General features: G+C 62.5%; 19 protein-coding genes. 17 read left to right on the top strand and 2 right to left on the bottom strand.

The window, feature by feature from the left end; genetic code table 11:
• The first annotated feature begins 5 nt into the window (after positions 1-5).
• The 3 genes from AVMA1855_RS01450 to AVMA1855_RS01440 all read left to right on the top strand — a co-directional run bounded on the left by AVMA1855_RS01450 (position 6) and on the right by AVMA1855_RS01440 (position 2130).
• Positions 6-674, top strand: a complete 669-nt coding sequence (locus tag AVMA1855_RS01450; protein WP_284407057.1) for an HAD family hydrolase — start codon at positions 6-8, stop codon at positions 672-674.
• Positions 675-714: 40 nt separating this feature from the next.
• Complete coding sequence (locus AVMA1855_RS01445; RefSeq protein ID WP_284411251.1) at positions 715-1089, top strand: Rieske (2Fe-2S) protein; 375 nt, start codon at positions 715-717, stop codon at positions 1087-1089.
• Positions 1090-1452: 363 nt separating this feature from the next.
• Positions 1453-2130, top strand: a complete 678-nt coding sequence (locus tag AVMA1855_RS01440; protein ID WP_502870245.1) for a S49 family peptidase — start codon at positions 1453-1455, stop codon at positions 2128-2130.
• Positions 2131-2222: 92 nt separating this feature from the next.
• Here the strand turns inward: AVMA1855_RS01440 and AVMA1855_RS01435 are convergent, their stop codons facing one another.
• Both AVMA1855_RS01435 and AVMA1855_RS01430 read right to left on the bottom strand, forming a co-directional pair.
• Complete coding sequence (locus AVMA1855_RS01435; RefSeq protein WP_284424302.1) at positions 2223-3002, bottom strand: SAM-dependent methyltransferase; 780 nt, start codon at positions 3000-3002, stop codon at positions 2223-2225.
• Positions 2999-3598: a Maf family nucleotide pyrophosphatase gene (locus AVMA1855_RS01430; protein WP_272567857.1), complete on the bottom strand. Its 600-nt coding sequence runs from the start codon at positions 3596-3598 to the stop codon at positions 2999-3001. Before AVMA1855_RS01430 ends, AVMA1855_RS01435 begins: the two co-directional genes overlap by 4 nt.
• Before the next feature lie 25 nt (positions 3599-3623).
• On the opposite strand from AVMA1855_RS01430, the gene AVMA1855_RS01425 reads away from it, so the two are divergent.
• The 14 genes from AVMA1855_RS01425 to lepA all read left to right on the top strand — a co-directional run bounded on the left by AVMA1855_RS01425 (position 3624) and on the right by lepA (position 16854).
• Entirely contained in the window at positions 3624-4175 is a 552-nt protein-coding gene (locus AVMA1855_RS01425) for a YceD family protein (protein ID WP_272567859.1), read from the top strand.
• A gap of 98 nt (positions 4176-4273) precedes the next feature.
• On the top strand, positions 4274-4456 hold the full coding sequence (gene rpmF, locus AVMA1855_RS01420) for a 50S ribosomal protein L32 (RefSeq protein WP_092744121.1): 183 nt from the start codon (positions 4274-4276) through the stop codon (positions 4454-4456).
• A gap of 108 nt (positions 4457-4564) precedes the next feature.
• Positions 4565-5617 (top strand): phosphate acyltransferase PlsX, encoded by a 1053-nt coding sequence (plsX, locus tag AVMA1855_RS01415; RefSeq protein WP_272567862.1) that lies wholly within the window; start codon positions 4565-4567, stop codon positions 5615-5617.
• Positions 5617-6594, top strand: a complete 978-nt coding sequence (locus AVMA1855_RS01410) for a beta-ketoacyl-ACP synthase III (RefSeq protein ID WP_272567863.1) — start codon at positions 5617-5619, stop codon at positions 6592-6594. Before plsX ends, AVMA1855_RS01410 begins: the two co-directional genes overlap by 1 nt.
• A gap of 50 nt (positions 6595-6644) precedes the next feature.
• Complete coding sequence (gene fabD / locus AVMA1855_RS01405) at positions 6645-7604, top strand: ACP S-malonyltransferase (protein ID WP_284424301.1); 960 nt, start codon at positions 6645-6647, stop codon at positions 7602-7604.
• Positions 7601-8350: a 3-oxoacyl-ACP reductase FabG gene (gene fabG, locus AVMA1855_RS01400; RefSeq protein WP_284424300.1), complete on the top strand. Its 750-nt coding sequence runs from the start codon at positions 7601-7603 to the stop codon at positions 8348-8350. Before fabD ends, fabG begins: the two co-directional genes overlap by 4 nt.
• 103 nt (positions 8351-8453) lie before the next feature.
• Positions 8454-8693, top strand: coding sequence for an acyl carrier protein (gene acpP / locus AVMA1855_RS01395; protein WP_003058049.1), 240 nt, complete (start codon positions 8454-8456; stop codon positions 8691-8693).
• A gap of 40 nt (positions 8694-8733) precedes the next feature.
• Positions 8734-9978, top strand: coding sequence for a beta-ketoacyl-ACP synthase II (gene fabF / locus AVMA1855_RS01390; RefSeq protein WP_272567867.1), 1245 nt, complete (start codon positions 8734-8736; stop codon positions 9976-9978).
• A gap of 60 nt (positions 9979-10038) precedes the next feature.
• Positions 10039-10530: a hypothetical protein gene (locus AVMA1855_RS01385; protein ID WP_284407050.1), complete on the top strand. Its 492-nt coding sequence runs from the start codon at positions 10039-10041 to the stop codon at positions 10528-10530.
• A gap of 10 nt (positions 10531-10540) precedes the next feature.
• Entirely contained in the window at positions 10541-11167 is a 627-nt protein-coding gene (gene rpoE / locus AVMA1855_RS01380; RefSeq protein WP_272567871.1) for an RNA polymerase sigma factor RpoE, read from the top strand.
• 53 nt (positions 11168-11220) lie between these two features.
• Positions 11221-11847: a sigma-E factor negative regulatory protein gene (locus AVMA1855_RS01375; RefSeq protein ID WP_284407049.1), complete on the top strand. Its 627-nt coding sequence runs from the start codon at positions 11221-11223 to the stop codon at positions 11845-11847.
• A gap of 73 nt (positions 11848-11920) precedes the next feature.
• Complete coding sequence (locus AVMA1855_RS01370) at positions 11921-12967, top strand: MucB/RseB C-terminal domain-containing protein (protein WP_284424299.1); 1047 nt, start codon at positions 11921-11923, stop codon at positions 12965-12967.
• A 141-nt stretch (positions 12968-13108) separates the two neighbouring features.
• Positions 13109-14593: a DegQ family serine endoprotease gene (locus AVMA1855_RS01365; protein WP_502870244.1), complete on the top strand. Its 1485-nt coding sequence runs from the start codon at positions 13109-13111 to the stop codon at positions 14591-14593.
• 452 nt (positions 14594-15045) lie between these two features.
• Entirely contained in the window at positions 15046-16854 is a 1809-nt protein-coding gene (lepA, locus tag AVMA1855_RS01360; protein ID WP_272567874.1) for a translation elongation factor 4, read from the top strand.

Below are 16854 nucleotides of genomic sequence, written 5' to 3'. Positions count from 1 at the left end.
ACGCCATGCCCACGACCCCACGCCGCCGCTTCGACCTCATCGCTTTCGATTGGGACGGCACCCTCTACGACTCCACCGCCATCATCGTGCGCTGCATTCAGGACTCCGTGCGCGACGTCGGTGGCACGGTGCCGACCGATCAGGCTGCGGCCTGGGTGATCGGCATGGGCCTCATGCAGGCGCTGACCCACGCCGCACCCGATGTGCCGCCGGAAAAACACGCCGAACTGGGCAACCGCTACCGTTATCACTACCTCAAGCACCAAGACGATCTGAGCCTGTTTTCCGGCGTGTTGCCCATGCTGGAAGACCTGCGCGCCCGAGGCCACTTGCTGGCGGTGGCGACCGGCAAGAGCCGGCGCGGCCTGGACGAGGTGCTGCACACGGTGGCGCTGCGGGGCATGTTCGATGGTTCCCGCACGGCCGACGAAACCGCCGGCAAGCCACACCCGCTCATGCTCCAGGAGCTGATGGCCGAGTTCGATGTGGCCCCGGAGCGCGTGTTGATGATCGGCGACACCACCCACGACCTGCAGATGGCCCTGTCGGCCGGGTGCTCCAGCGTGGGGGTGAGCTACGGAGCGCACGAGCCGGGCGAGTTCGAAAGCCTCCAACCCCTGGCCGTGATGCATTCCGTGCCGGAACTGCACGCCTGGCTTTTGCGGCACGCCTGACGCTGCCGCTGCACGCCACAGCCCATCGCCGGTCGTTGCCATGGCCTCTTCCTCGCAACCCATCGACCTTTGCCCCAGCGCCGATCTGGTGGACGGGGGACAGGCCGTTGCCTTCGACGTCCTGTATGCCGGCCAGGCCTGCCGCGCCTTTGCCGTGCGCTTCGAAGGCCGGCCGCATGCCTATCTGAACCGGTGCACGCACGTGCCGATGGAGATGGATTACCAGCCGGACCGCTTCTTCGACGACACCGGCCAGTGGCTGCTGTGCGCCACGCACGGCGCCGCCTATCGGCCTGACACGGGCGCCTGCGCAGGTGGCCCGTGCCGCGGTGGCCTGGTGAAGATCCAACTCTCCGAAGGCCAGGGCGTAGTGCGCTGGCATACTGACTCCCACTTGCAACCTGTCGAATTCTGACAAATGACCGAACCGACCCGGCCCGAACCCTCTGGTTCTGGGCAGACTCCCCCGCCAGCGCCCGACCTGTGGGCGCAGACTGCTACTGAAAAAGAAGCAAAAGACCCTGCGAGAGCGCCAGGCTGGGAGCGTGACGTGTTGGAAAAGCTGGTGTTCGCGACCTTGTCCGAGCAGCGCTCCGCACGCCGCTGGCGCATTTTTACCCGGTTGGCGTGGCTGGTCTTCCTGATCGCCGTGGCCTGGGTGTTGCTGGCGCGCGACGCTACCAGCACGAGCAAGAGCACGCCCCACACGGCGGTGGTGGACATCAAGGGCGAGATCGCTGCGGGGGCCGAAGCCAGCGCCGAGTTCGTGGTGGCGGCCATGCGCAGTGCCTTCGAAGACTCCGGATCGCAGGCCGTGGTGCTGCTCATCAACTCGCCGGGCGGCAGCCCGGTGCAGGCCGGCATCATCAATGACGAGATCATTCGCCTGAAGGCCAAGTACAACAAGCCCGTCTATGCCGTGGTGGAAGAAACCTGCGCATCGGCGGCTTACTACATCGCCGCCGCCGCCGACGAGATCTACGTGGACAAGGCCAGCATCGTCGGCAGCATCGGCGTGCTGATGGATGGCTTCGGTTTCACCGGCACGATGGAAAAGCTGGGCGTGGAGCGTCGCCTGCTGACGGCAGGCGAGAACAAGGGCTTCCTCGACCCGTTCAGCCCGCAGACCGAAAAGCAGCGCGCCTATGCGCAGGCCATGCTGGACCAGATCCACCAGCAGTTCATTCATGTGGTCAAGGAAGGGCGCGGCGATCGGCTCAAGCCCACGGCGGACACCTTCAGCGGTCTGTTCTGGACCGGCCAGCAGGCGGTGGAGATGGGGTTGGCCGACCACCTGGGCAACCTCGACTATGTGGCACGCGAGGTCGTCAAGGCGGAAGACATCATCGACTACACCCGCCGCGACAACGTCGCCGAGCGGCTGGTCAAAAAATTCGGCGCTGCCATGGGCCAGACGGCCGTGCAGGCCATCAAGGGCGCACCGGCCATCCGCTGAGGGCTCGCCATCCGGGGGGCTGCCGCCGGCCCGGGCTCGGTGCCCGGTGGTCCGGATCAGCGGTTGGAATCCCTGAGATCTGTTGATCGGGCCTAACGTCCGATGGCAAAGACGGCCGGTATCCGGTTATCGGGCACTTCAATTTGCTGTCGCCATTGGCGCACGAGCCGGCTTGCCGTGCGCGCCTGCGGCAGTGTGAGCCCGCTGGCAATCGCCAGCCGGGTATTGGGCTGCAAGGTTTGCACCAGGGCCTGCCACAGCGCGGCGTTGCGGTACGGGGTCTCAATGAACAGTTGCGTTTGCCCTTGCTTGAGCGCCAGGGCCTCCAGTTCGCGGATGCGCTGGGTGCGCTGGGCCGAATCCTGCGGCAGATAGCCTGCAAAAGAAAAACCCTGTCCATTGAGACCGCTCGACGCCAGCGCTAACAAGAGCGACACGGGGCCCACCAGTGGCACCACCCTCAGCCCGCAATCGTGTGCGGCACGCACCACCGAGCTGCCAGGGTCCGCCACTGCAGGCATGCCCGCCTCGCTCACCAGGCCCATGTCGTTGCCCGCCAAAGCGGGCGCCAGCAACGTGCGGGCATCAAAGGTCACATGGTCGTCTGCACCATGGTCGCCTTTCTTGTGCACTTCGCGCGGCAACTCGTCGATCTGCTGCGACTGCAGCGGCAGCTTCAGGGGGAACAGCACATCGACGCGCTTGAGGTAGGCGCGGGTGCTCTTGGCGTTCTCGCAGATCCAGTGGGTGATTTGCGATGCTGCCTGCAATGTCGCGGCAGGCAGGGATTGGTCCAGGGGGGCTTGGGTGTCGCAGCCGAAGTCGAGCGGCGCGGGCACCAGGTAGAGCGTGCCGGTCGATGCGGCTGTCATGGCAGTTCCATTCCAGCAGCGCGCAACATGCGGCAGGTGCGGATCAGCGGCAGGCCGATCAGCGCTGTCGGGTCATCGCTTTGGATGCTGTCGAGCAGGCTGATGCCCAATCCTTCGCTTTTGGCACTGCCGGCGCAGTCGTACGGTTGCTCGGCGCGCAGGTAGCGCTCGATCTCCGCATCGGACAGGTCGCGGAAGCGAACCTCCACCGGGGCCAACTCCACCTTTTCAAACCCCGCGGCGGCGCAGACAACCGCCACCGCGGTCTGGAACACGACGCTGTGGCCACGCATCTGTTGCAGTTGGGCAACCGCTTTCTCGTGTGTGCCGGGCTTGCCCAGCGGTTGTCCCAAGAGATCCGCTACTTGATCGGAGCCGATCACCACGGCGTCAGGGTGGGCTGCAGAGACGGCGCGGGCCTTGGCCATGGCCAACCGCAAGGCGAGGGTGCTGGGCGCCTCGCCGGCGTGGGGCGTTTCGTCGACATCGGGCGCTGCGACATCGAAAGGCAGGCGCAGGCGGGAGAGCAGTTCGGCCCGATAACGGGAGGTCGAGCCCAGCACCAGACGGCGGGGCAGGGAAGGGGATTGAGGCATGCGCTGATTCTCTTACACTGCTGCCATGACCAAGGAATTCTCCCCTCAGCGCCTCGATGTCAAAGCCTTCGCGCAGGCGGGCGGTCACCTGTCCGGCCATGACTCCCTTTTGAAGTACGAACGCCTGGCCCAGGAAGCCAAAGGCCTGCACCCCGATCTCATGGTGGATTGGCAGGTCGACGGCGAAGTGCGCAGCACGCATGGCATCGGCGGACAGATCTGGCTGCGGCTCACGGTGAACGCAGCGCTTCCCATGACGTGCCAGCGCTGCCTCGGGTCGGTGGATGTGCCGCTTCAGGTGCAGCGTGAGTTCCGCTTCGTGGCGGATGAAGCCACGGCGGAAGCGCTGGACGACGAGAGCGATGAAGATCTGCTGGCCTTGAGCCGCGAGTTCAATCTGCGGGAGTTGATCGAAGACGAGTTGCTCATGGCATTACCCCTGGTGCCACGGCACGACGAATGCCCGGCCCCCGTGCCGATGGAATCCAGCGACGAGGATTTCGAAGAGGCCAGCGCGCAAAAGCCCAACCCTTTCGCGGCACTGGCAGCCTTGCGAAAAGACAAAGCGGAAGACTGAAAACCGTTTGGGCTATAATCGAGGGCTTCGCGCGAATCCCCTCGTGTCTTTATGGGCTGATCGCGTTTTTACCAACCCTTCAAGACTCAGGAGCCACCATGGCTGTTCAGCAAAACAAAAAATCCCCTTCCAAGCGCGGCATGCACCGTTCGCACAATGCTCTCAACGTGCCTGGTACGGCTGTCGAGCCCACCACCGGCGAGGCCCATCTGCGCCACCACATCAGCCCCAACGGTTTCTACCGTGGCCGCCAAGTGCTGAAGAACAAGTCTGAAGCCTGATTTAACTCGCGCGCCAAGGCCCGCTGCTACGAAATTGGTAGCGCGGGCCTTTGTTTTGTTCGCTGTATTTTCATTTCCGGTCGTTTTCTGCGGTCGGACAAGTCGCCCATGATCACACTGGCTGTTGACTGCATGGGGGGCGATCACGGCCCCCGCGTCACGCTAGCGGCGTGCCGCCAGTTCCTAGAAAACCATCCCGAAGCCCGTTTGCTCCTTGTCGGCCAGCCCGAAAGCCTCAAGGACTTCAAGCACGATCGGGCCGCTGTCACGCCTGCCAGCGAGGTCGTCACCATGGACGACCCAGTGGAGATTGCCTTGCGCCGTAAGAAGGATTCTTCCATGCGCGTTGCAATTCAGCAGGTCAAGGATGGGGCCGCGCAAGCCGCCATTTCTGCGGGCAACACGGGCGCTCTGATGGCCATCGCTCGCTATCTCCTCAAAACCCTGGACGGAATCGACCGCCCCGCGATTGCTACTCAGATACCCAATGCCAAGGGCGGTGCTACGACCGTGCTGGACTTGGGCGCCAACGTAGATTGCAGTGCCGAGCATCTGCTGCAATTTGCAGTGATGGGGTCGGCGCTGGTGTCTGCACTTCAAGAGGGTTCGGAGCCCACCGTCGGCCTGCTGAACATTGGCGAGGAAGCCATCAAGGGCAGTGAAGTGATCAAAAAAGCAGGCGAACTGTTGCGTACGGTGGGTAATTCTGGTGATCTTCGCTTTTTTGGCAATGTAGAAGGCAACGACATTTTCAAGGGCACGGTCGATATCGTGGTTTGTGACGGTTTTGTGGGGAATGTGGCGCTCAAGGCCAGCGAAGGTGTGGCCTCCATGATCGTCGGCGGACTCAAGCAGGAGTTCAAGCGCAATATCTTTACCAAACTGGCGGCAGTTGTGGCCTATCCGGTGCTATCTGCACTTATGAAGCGAATGGATCACCGCCGCTATAACGGAGCGGCATTGCTCGGGCTGCGCGGATTGGTGTTCAAGAGTCATGGATCTGCGGACGCCATGGCCTTCGAGCAGGCTTTGAACCGGGCGTATGATGCAGCCCGCAACAACCTGCTCGACCGCGTCCGGACGCGGGTGGCGCATGCTGCGCCCTTGCTGGCGCCATCGGATGCCCAGCCTGTCAATACCGCCGTCGGGTCCCCATATTGATGAGACGCTACTCCCGCATCACAGGCACTGGCAGCAGCCTTCCTCCTCGTCGTCTGACCAATGCCGACCTCGTGGCCGAGTTGGCTCAGCGCGGTGTGGAAACATCGGACGAGTGGATCGTCGAGCGCACCGGCATCCGGGCCCGCCACTTCGCGGAGCGAGATGTCTGCAGCAGCGATCTGGGGCTGGAGGCTTCTCGCAATGCGCTGGAGGCGGCAGGGGTTCAGCCGCAGGACATTGATCTGATCATCGTCGCCACGTCCACGCCGGACATGGTTTTCCCTTCGACGGCCTGCATCTTGCAAAACAAGCTGGGGGCCAATGGATGCCCGGCTTTCGATGTGCAGGCCGTCTGCAGTGGTTTCGTGTATGCGCTGACCGTTGCAGACGCCATGATCCAGTCCGGCAGCGCCCGCCGCGCCCTCGTCGTGGGTGCGGAGGTATTCAGCCGCATCCTCGATTTTGATGACCGCACCACCTGCGTGCTGTTTGGTGACGGCGCAGGCGCCGTGGTACTGGAAGCGTCGGAAACTCCTGGCATCCTGTCGAGCGATCTGCATGCCGATGGCCGGCATGTGGGCATTCTGTGTGTGCCGGGCAACGTCTATGGCGGGCAGATTCTGGGTGACCCATTGCTCAAGATGGATGGCCAGGCCGTTTTCAAGCTGGCTGTGGGTGTGCTGGAAAAGGCAGCCCGTGCTGCCCTGGAGAAGGCCGGCCTGACCGATGCGGACGTGGACTGGCTGATCCCTCACCAGGCCAACATCCGCATCATGCAAAGTACGGCGAAGAAGCTGGGCCTGTCGATGGACAAGGTGGTCGTCACCGTAGACCAACATGGCAACACTTCGGCGGCGTCGATTCCCCTGGCACTCGATCATGCGGTTCGCACCGGCCAGGCCAAGCCCGGACAGACGTTGCTTCTGGAGGGCGTGGGAGGCGGTTTTACATGGGGTGCGGTGCTCCTGAAGCTGTAGCTTGAAACGCTGAAAAATTAAGCGGTGAAGGCGGTTTTGACCATTCGTTTATGACGACCAAAAAATCTTTTGCATTTGTTTTTCCCGGCCAGGGCTCCCAGTCGGTCGGCATGCTGGATGCATGGGGTGACCACCCTGTGGTGGCGCAAACCCTCCAGGAGGCTTCCGACGCCCTGGGCGAAGACATCGCACGCTTGATTCATGAGGGCCCGAAAGAAGCGCTTTCGCTGACGACCAACACCCAGCCGGTCATGCTCGTCGCTGGCGTGGCCGCGTGGCGTGCGTGGATCTCGGAGGGCGGCGACGTCCCGGCTGCGGTGGCCGGCCACTCGCTCGGCGAGTATTCGGCGTTGGTGGCTGCAGGGGTGCTGACGCTGGCGCAGGCCGCGCCGTTGGTGCGTCTGCGTGCCGCCGCCATGCAGGAAGCGGTTCCCGTCGGCGTGGGTGCGATGGCTGCCATTCTGGGCATGGATGCGCACAAAGTGATCGAAGGTTGCGCTGCGGCGGCGGCATCCTTCGGTGCGGATGGCGGCGAAGTGGTGGAGGCCGTGAATTTCAATGACCCCATCCAGACCGTGATTGCGGGCACGAAAGCCGGCGTCGACAAGGCGTGCGAACTGTTGAAGGCATCTGGCGCCAAGCGTGCGTTGCCCTTGCCGGTATCCGCTCCTTTTCACTCCAGCCTGATGAAGCCGGCGGCCGAGAAATTGCGGGAGGCCCTGTCGGCCTTGTCCTTGGCGGCTCCGCAGATCCCAGTCGTCAACAACGTGGATGTCGCGGTCCGGCAGGAGGCAGATGGCATCTGCGATGCGCTGTACCGCCAGGCCTTCGGTCCGGTGCGCTGGGTGGAGTGCGTGCAGGCGCTCAAAGCCCGCGGCGTGACGCATTTGGTGGAGTGCGGCCCTGGAAAGGTGCTGGCGGGCTTGGCGAAGCGCATCGACCCCGAGCTGGTTGCTGCTTCTATTTATGACCCGGCCACGCTGGCCGAAACACGAGCATTGTTGGCATGAGTGATACCCCTTCGTTGAATGAAAAGCCCCAAGTAGCGCTGGTCACTGGTGCATCGCGCGGCATCGGCGCTGCCATCGCGGCCGTGTTGGCGGCCCGTGGTTATTTGGTGATCGGTACCGCGACGACGGATGGGGGCGCTCAGCGCATCTCTCAGGCCTTGTCCGGCGGCGGTCAGGGTGTGAATCTGAACGTCACGGATGTGGCGGCTGTCGATGCATTGATCGACACCATCGTGAAGCAGCACGGCGGTTTGCATGTGCTGGTGAACAATGCCGGCATCACCCGCGACACGTTGTCCATGCGCATGAAGGACGACGACTGGGATGCGGTCATCGACACCAATCTGAAGGCCGTGTTCCAGGTGAGCCGCGCCGTCATTCGACCCATGATGAAACAGCGCTTCGGCCGCATCATCAACATCACCAGCGTGGTGGGTTCGGCAGGCAATCCCGGCCAGGCCAACTATGTGGCAGCGAAGGCGGGCGTGGCAGGCATGGCGCGTGCCCTTGCCCGTGAACTGGCCAGCCGGGGCATTACGGTGAACTGCGTGGCTCCTGGTTTCATCGCGACCGACATGACGGCGCAACTCCCTGCCGAGCAGCAGCAATCGCTGCAATCGCAGATTCCAATGGGCCACATGGGCCGCCCGGAAGACATCGCCCATGCGGTCGCCTATCTGGCGTCGGCAGAGGCAGGCTATGTCACGGGCCAGGAGTTGCATGTCAATGGCGGCATGTACATGTAATTGAGCAAAGTTAGCGCCGATTCATCGCGACGGCGGGCTGGTAGGGGACTGATCCCGAAGCAGCTAGAATCGCGGATTCATTCACAACCCTCAAAGGGAAACCATGAGCGATATCGAAGCACGTGTCAAAAAGATCATTGCCGAACAACTCGGCGTTGAAGAATCGCAAGTCACCAACGAAAAGGCTTTCGTGGCCGACCTCGGCGCTGACTCGCTGGACACGGTGGAGCTGGTGATGGCTCTGGAAGACGAGTTCGGCATCGAGATCCCTGACGAAGATGCAGAGAAGATCACCACGGTGCAAAACGCCATCGACTACGCCAATACCCATCAGAAGGCCTGAGCGCCTTCAGTTCAGACAGATCCGTAGAAAGTCTTAGCGCATGAGCCGTCGTCGCGTCGTCGTGACCGGCCTGGGTTGCATCACCCCCGTCGGAAACACGGTGGCAGATGCCTGGGCCAACATCCTGGCCGGTCAATCCGGCATTGACCTCATCACCAAGTTCGACGCTTCGAACTTTGCCTGCAAGATCGCGGGCGAGGTCAAGGGATTCGATCTTGGCGCCTACATGAGCGCCAAGGATGCACGCACGATGGATACCTTCATCCATTACGGCATCGCCGCAGCGGATGAGGCGGTGCGGGATGCCGGCCTTCCAACCGGCGAGGCGCTGGACGAAGAACTGGCGACGCGCATCGGTTGCATCATCGGATCCGGGATCGGTGGTTTGCCGCTGATCGAAAACACCCATGCAGAACTGGAAAGCCGAGGTCCCCGCCGGATCACGCCTTTTTTCGTTCCCGCATCCATCATCAACATGGTGGCGGGGCATGTATCGATGCGCTTTGGCTTCAAGGGCCCGAACCTTTCCGTGGTGACGGCGTGTACGACGGGCCTGCATTGCATCGGCGAGGCGGCGCGCAAGATCGAGTACGGCGACGCCGATGTGGTGGTCGCTGGCGGCACGGAAGCCACGGTTTCTCCCCTGGGTGTGGGTGGCTTTGCGGCCATGCGCGCCTTGTCCACTCGCAACGATGATCCAAAGACTGCCTCCCGCCCATGGGACAAAGGCCGCGATGGCTTCGTATTGGGCGAGGGTGCCGGGGTGCTGGTGCTGGAAGAGTACGAGCACGCAAAAGCCCGCGGTGCCAAGATCTACGCGGAACTGTCCGGCTATGGCATGAGCGCCGATGCAGGGCACATGACGGCGCCCAACATGGACGGCCCTCGCCGCGCCATGCAGGCCGCGCTGCGCAATGCCGGCGTCAACGCCGAGGATGTGGATTACCTCAATGCCCACGGCACTTCCACGCCATTGGGCGATTTGAACGAAACCCATGCGATCAAGGCCGCTTTGGGCGAGCATGCCAAAAAGACGGTGATCAGCTCGACGAAGTCGATGACCGGCCATTTGCTGGGCGGTGCGGGTGGGATCGAAAGTGTGTTCACCGTGATGGCGTTGCGTGACCAGAAGGCGCCCCCGACCATCAACCTCTTCGAGCAAGACCCGGAATGCGACCTGGACTACTGCGCCAATGTCGCCCGCGATATGAAGATGAACATCGCGGTGAAGAACAATTTTGGTTTTGGCGGCACCAACGGCACGCTGGTTTTCAAGCGCGTTTGACGGGGTGGTCAGACCGCTGCGCGGCGCCAGTTGGTCACCTGTGATGGCATGGGCGTGTTGATGACCCGCTCGGCCAAGTCCTTTCATGCCCCAGCGACCCGCTATGAGGTGGCGAGGAGCCGCCGGTTGGGCTGGTTCATTGCGGGTGTGCTGTTTGCAGGTCTTGGTGCCTTTGCGGTGTGGATCACGCATTCTGCTGGGAGGGGCCTGTTTCGAAGCGCTGTGTTTTTCGTCCTTTGGATCACGTCTGCCGGGCTGGCATGGCGCTTTTGGTTCCGTCTACCTGAAGGTGTCCTGTACTGGGATGGCTTGCATTGGTCGTTGAATCAAGGTGCAGGAGTACCGGTTGCAGGTGAATTGGTCGTCCATGCGGATTTCCAGTCCTTTCTCTTGCTGCAACTGCATGGCGTTGATGGCCGAACTCGCTGGCTGTGCCTCGAGCGTGTGGGGCCACGGGAGGCCTGGGCAGCGCTACGCCGTGCGGTATATTCGCGCCCCAAGCCAGAGCCCCGTGCCGACGGCATGTTCTCTGTCCGGCGCGGCGACGCGTGAGCCCTTTTTCATGACTGCTTCCATGCCCCCGCCTTCTGCCGACAGTGACCTTCAGCTTGTGGAGCGCACGGTTGCGGGTGATCAGAAGGCATATGAACTGCTGGTGATCAAGTACCAGCGGCGCATCGAACGGCTCATTGGCCGCATGGTCCGCGACTCGGACCTCGTGCAGGACATTGCCCAGGAAACGTTCATCCGGGCTTATCGTGCACTGCACCAATTCCGGGGAGAGGCGCAGTTCTATACCTGGCTCTATCGGATCGCGGTCAACACCGCCAAGAAGGCGCTGGTCGACATGAAGCGCAATCCCGTCATCTCGGAAAATGCCTTGCGAGGAAGTGATGACGACGATGAAACTTCCCGACTGGGTCATGAACTAACCACCGACGAAACGCCCGAGACAGTGCTTGCCGCCCAGGAAATCGCGGTGGCGGTGAATGCGGCAATGGATGCGCTGCCTGAAGACTTGCGCCAGGCGGTGACATTGCGTGAGATCGAAGGGTTGACCTATGAGGAGATTGCGGCTGCCATGGATTGCCCCATCGGCACCGTACGTTCCCGTATCTTTCGAGCGCGGGAAGCCATATCGGCCCGTGTCCGCCCTTTGTTGGAGAAGCAGTCGGGCAAGCGCTGGTAGCGCGGTGTGAATGGCAGAGCAGTGAAGCAAAACGTGATGGCTGGGGAACGACCATGAATGACGATCTGAAAATGCGTGAACATTTGTCTGCCCTCGCGGATGGACAGTTGCGAGGCCAGGAGTTTGGTCAAGCGGTGGACTACGCCAGCAGCCATGCGGACGGCTCCGAAACGTGGCAGATGTATCACCTGATCGGCGACGTGCTTCGCTCTTCCGAGTTGGCGCGTCCGGTGAATTCCTCACTGGTGGATCGGCTTCGCAGCCAGATCGAAGCGGAAGGCATTCAGCGCCCTCCGTTGGTGGCCAGTGCCGTCGTTCAAGGAGCTGTCGCGGAGGTCGTGACGCCTGCCGTGGCAGCCAATGCCTCCGTGTTTCGCTGGAAAATGGCTGCGGGTTTTGCTTCGCTCGCCGCCGTTGGGGCGATTGGATGGACGGCCATGACAGGTATTCAGTCCGGCGCCGAAAGTGCGCAGATGGCTTCCGCTGTGCCCGTGACCGCCGCTCCTGCAGCCGTGGCGGTGGCAGACGCAACGGAAGGGGGCGGTGCACCGCAGGTCATGATCCGCGATCCGCGGCTGGACGAGTTGCTGGCTGCGCACAAACAGTTTGGCAATACGTCGGCGCTGCAAATGCCGGCAGGTTTCCTGCGCAATGCCACCTTCGAGGCTCCGGCGCGCTGAGATCGTGAAGACAGGCCAAGAAGGCCCCTTGTACGCCGCTCACCAGCCTCGAGTCAGAGGTGTTCGTGCTTCCTTGGCGGGCTACCTGAGCAAGATGGCTTCGATGCGCCACGCTCTGGCGTGGATGCTGCTCATGGCCGCTTCGGGCTATGCGCTGGCCGGGTCGTCGCCTGTCGTTGCTGCATCCAATGCCGCGGTGCCTGGCGACACACGCTCCATTTCCGGATGGCTGGAGCGTATCCATCGCGCCTCCCGCGAGCACAGTTACAGCGGTACTTTCGTGGTGTTGTCCGCATCGGGCGCCATGGTCAGCTCTCGCATCTGGCATGCGGCTGACGGAAACGATCAGATCGAGCGCATCGAGGCATTGAACGGGTCTCCCCGCGTGGTCTATCGTCGAGAGGGGCTCGTCCGTACCTTCTTGCCCCAGGCACGCATGGTGCGCGAGGATCGCCGCGACATGCCCAGCTTGTTCCCGCGGTTGCCTGAAACGGCTGATCGCGGACTGGATGCGCACTACACGGTGCTGACATTGGGACGTGAACGCGTTGCGGGCCACGAAAGCGAAGTAGCCTGGCTGCGACCCAAGGATGGGCTGCGATTCGGTTACCGCATGTGGGTGGCCGAAGCCTCGGGCTTGATATTGAAGCTGCAGACCCTCGACCTGCGGGGACGTGTGCTGGAGCAGGCGGCGTTTTCTCAGCTGGAGCTGGATAACACGGTGCCATTTGCGCGCCTCGTCGGCATGATGGATGACGTGCGCGATTTCCGTGTGGTCACGGTTGCCATGCGCAAGACCACGGCACAAGCCGAAGGTTGGCGCCTGCGTGCGCCGGTGGGTGGGTTCACCCCTGGGGATTGCTACAAGCAAGAGGATGCGTCTGCTGCTCAGACGGGCCTTCCCTTGCATTGCCTGCTCTCGGATGGGCTGGCGACGGTCTCACTCTTTCTGGAGCGTTACGACGCCTCCCGCCATGCTTCCGGCCCGAGCGCGGGCAGCATGGGGGCGACCCAGACCCTGGCGCAACGCGTTTCAGGCAACATGTGGCTCACGGCGGTGGGCGAGGTGCCGCAGGAAACCTTGCGGCTGGTGGCCGAGCAACTGGAATACGCCCGTTGAGTGGTGCCTCCGCTGCCCAAGCCGCCCCACCGGGGCGGATGCATGAACTGCTGACGATGGTGTGGCGGGAACCAAATGTGAAGCTTGCAATACGAAGTTCTTTTGCTGCTCCCGATGTCTCCTCTGAATTTTGAAAGAACAATGATGCCGATGACGACGAACTGGAAAAATCTGCAATCGTGCGCGGTGGCCGTCGCGATGGCATTGACCGCTGCCTCCGCGGCTGTGCCCGTCAGTGTGTTGGCGCAAACGCCGCCGCCCACGGTCCGGGGTTTGCCGGATTTCACGGACCTGGTGGATCAGGTCGGGCCGTCGGTGGTCAACATCCGCACGCTGGAAAAGGCCGCGGAGCGTGCCGGCCCGAACGCCATGGACGAGGAGATGCTCGAGTTCTTCCGCCGCTTCGGCGTGCCCGTGCCGCCCAATGCGCAGCGCCAGCAGCGCCCCCGGGCACAGCCCGAGGAAGAGCAGCCACGCGGCGTGGGCTCTGGCTTCATCCTCACGCAAGACGGCTATGTGATGACCAACGCGCACGTGGTGGAGGGCGCGGACGAGGTCATCGTCACCCTGACCGACAAGCGCGAGTTCAAAGCCAAGATCGTGGGCGCCGACAAGCGCACGGACGTGGCCGTGGTCAAGATCGAAGCCACCGGATTGCCGGCCGTCAAGGTGGGCGATCTCAATCGGCTGCGGGTCGGTGAATGGGTCATGGCGATCGGCTCGCCCTTCGGACTTGAAAACTCTGTGACTGCGGGCATCGTCAGCGCCAAGCAGCGCGACACGGGCGATTACCTGCCCTTTATCCAGACGGACGTCGCGATCAACCCGGGCAACTCCGGCGGACCGCTGATCAACATGCGTGGCGAGGTCGTCGGCATCAACAGCCAGATCTACTCTCGCTCGGGCGGCTTCATGGGGATCTCCTTCGCCATTCCGATGGATGAGGCCATTCGGGTCAGCGACCAGTTGCGCGCCACGGGTCGCGTGACGCGCGGGCGCATCGGCGTGCAGATCGGCCAGGTCACCAAGGATGTGGCCGAGTCGATCGGTCTGGGCAAGCCCCAGGGGGCGCTCGTGAGTGGGGTGGAGGCGGGGTCTCCTGCCGACAAGGCGGGCGTGGAGGCGGGTGACATCATCACGAAGTTCGACGGCAAGACCATCGAAAAAACCGCCGATCTGCCGCGCTTGGTAGGCAATACCAAGCCGGGCAACAAGAGCACGGTGACGGTGTTCCGCCGCGGCGCCACCAAGGATCTCTCCATCACCGTGGCCGAGATCGAGCCGGACGACAAGCCGGTGGCGAGCAAAGGCGGCGAGCGTGAAAGCGCAAAACCCAAGCCGTCTCCAGCCGCCCAGCAACTGGGCCTGGCGGTTGCCGAGCTGACCGACGCCCAGAAGAAGGAGCTGAAGCTCAAGGGTGGGCTGCGTGTCAACGCGGCCACAGATTCGGCCGCGCGTGCCGGCCTGCGTGAAGGCGACGTGATTCTTTCCATCGCCAATATCGAAGTGGCCAACCTGAAGGACTTCGAGGCGGCCCTGGCCAAGGCGGACAAGAGCAAGCCCATCAACGTGCTGTTCCGCCGCGGCGAATGGGCCCAATACGCGTTGATCCGTCCGGCACGTTGACCGGTGGCTGCACAAAGCCCCATCCCAAAGTGGGGTTTGGGGCCTTTGCGCAGAAATCCGGTTCGGTCCCTCAACGTTTTGCGCGGCATTTCCATTGATCGTTTTCGATAGAATGGCGCCTGCTTTTCCCGGCTTAACTGCATATCGATTCAATTCTGCGCCACCATGTGGGATGGTCTCGAACCATGCACAGGTGATCCACAGTGTGCCCACAAGTTATTCCGAAAGTCGAAAGCGTTTTGTGAATAAGCTGTGTATAAAATACGCGTTGCAAGGCGGCAACGCCCTCTGAACCTTGTCGGGCGGACTTTCCCTCTCGGCCTTTTTGCCTACAATGAAGTTCCAACCATCGCAGTTGCCAAATGATTGTTGGTTCAGGGCGCGTCACCATTTGACGCGCCCTTTTTTCTTGTGCGCTCCGTTTTAATTCAATCACTTGTCGCTTTCCCTTGATGAACCACATCAGAAATTTTTCCATCATTGCGCACATCGACCACGGCAAATCGACCTTGGCGGATCGCTTGATTCAGCGCTGTGGCGGGCTTGCCGAGCGTGATATGGAAGCCCAGGTGCTCGACTCGATGGACATCGAAAAAGAGCGTGGGATAACCATCAAGGCGCAGACGGCGGCGCTGCAATACAAGGCCAAAGACGGCCAGATCTACAACCTCAATCTGATCGACACGCCGGGCCACGTGGACTTCTCGTATGAAGTCTCGCGCTCGCTCTCGGCCTGCGAAGGTGCGCTGCTGGTCGTCGATGCGTCGCAGGGCGTGGAAGCCCAGACTGTGGCCAACTGCTACACCGCGCTGGACCTCGGTGTGGAGGTGGTGCCCGTGCTGAACAAGATGGACCTGCCGAACGCCGATCCCGACAACGCGAAGGCCGAAGTCGAGGACGTGATCGGCATCGATGCGACCGATGCGATTCCCTGCTCTGCCAAGACGGGCATGGGCATCGACGAGATTCTCGAAGCCATTGTGGCCAAGGTGCCGGCGCCGCGCGGCCAGGCCGATGGCCCGCTGCGCGCGATGATCATCGACAGTTGGTTCGATCCGTACGTCGGCGTCGTGATGCTGGTGCGCGTGGTCGATGGCCGCCTGCTGAAGGGCGAGCGCTTCAAGATGATGGCCAGCGGCGCGGTGTACAACGCCGACAACCTGGGTGTGTTCACTCCAGCGAACGAATCGCGCAACTCGCTCGACGCCGGCCAGGTGGGCTACATCATTGCCGGCATCAAGGAACTGCAGGCCGCCAAGGTGGGCGACACCATCACGCTGGAAAAGAAGCTGCCCAACAATGCCGGTCCGGCGACCGAAGCGCTGCCGGGGTTCAAGGAAATCCAGCCCCAGGTGTTTGCCGGCCTGTACCCGACCGAAGCGAGCGAGTACGACTCGCTGCGCGATGCGCTGGAAAAGCTCAAGCTCAACGACGCCTCGCTGCACTACGAGCCCGAAGTCAGCCAGGCGCTGGGCTTCGGCTTTCGCTGCGGCTTCCTGGGCCTGCTGCACATGGAAATCGTGCAGGAACGCCTGGAGCGCGAGTTCGACCAGGACCTGATCACGACTGCGCCCAGCGTGGTCTACCAGGTGGTGAAGGCCGACGGCGAAGTGGTGATGGTCGAGAACCCCTCCAAGATGCCCGACCAGGGCCGCCTGGAGGAGGTGCGCGAGCCCATCGTGACGGTGCACCTCTACATGCCGCAAGATTACGTCGGCCCGGTGATGACGCTGGCCAACCAGAAGCGCGGCGTGCAGATGAACATGGCCTACCACGGCCGCCAGGTCATGCTGACCTACGAGATGCCGCTGGGCGAGATCGTGCTGGACTTCTTCGACAAGCTCAAGTCGGTGTCGCGCGGCTATGCATCGATGGACTACGAGTTCAAGGAGTACCGCGCCTCCGACGTGGTGAAGGTGGACATCCTGCTCAACGGCGAGAAGGTCGATGCGCTGTCCATCATCGTGCACCGCTCGCAGTCGCAGTACCGCGGCCGTGCCGTGGTGGCCAAGATGCGCGAGATCATCAGCCGCCAGATGTACGACGTGGCCATCCAGGCGGCCATCGGCGCGAACATCATCGCGCGCGAAACCATCAAGGCGCTGCGCAAGAACGTGCTGGCAAAATGCTACGGCGGCGACATCAGCCGCAAGCGCAAGCTTCTCGAGAAACAAAAAGCAGGCAAGAAACGCATGAAGCAGATCGGTTCGGTGGAAGTGCCCCAGGAAGCGTTCCTGGCCATTTTGCAGGTGGAAGACTGA

Source organism: Acidovorax sp. SUPP1855 (assembly GCF_030158955.1).
In the GTDB taxonomy this organism is placed as follows: Bacteria; Pseudomonadota; Gammaproteobacteria; order Burkholderiales; family Burkholderiaceae_C; genus Paracidovorax.
This window is presented reverse-complemented; position numbering and strand designations above follow the sequence as displayed.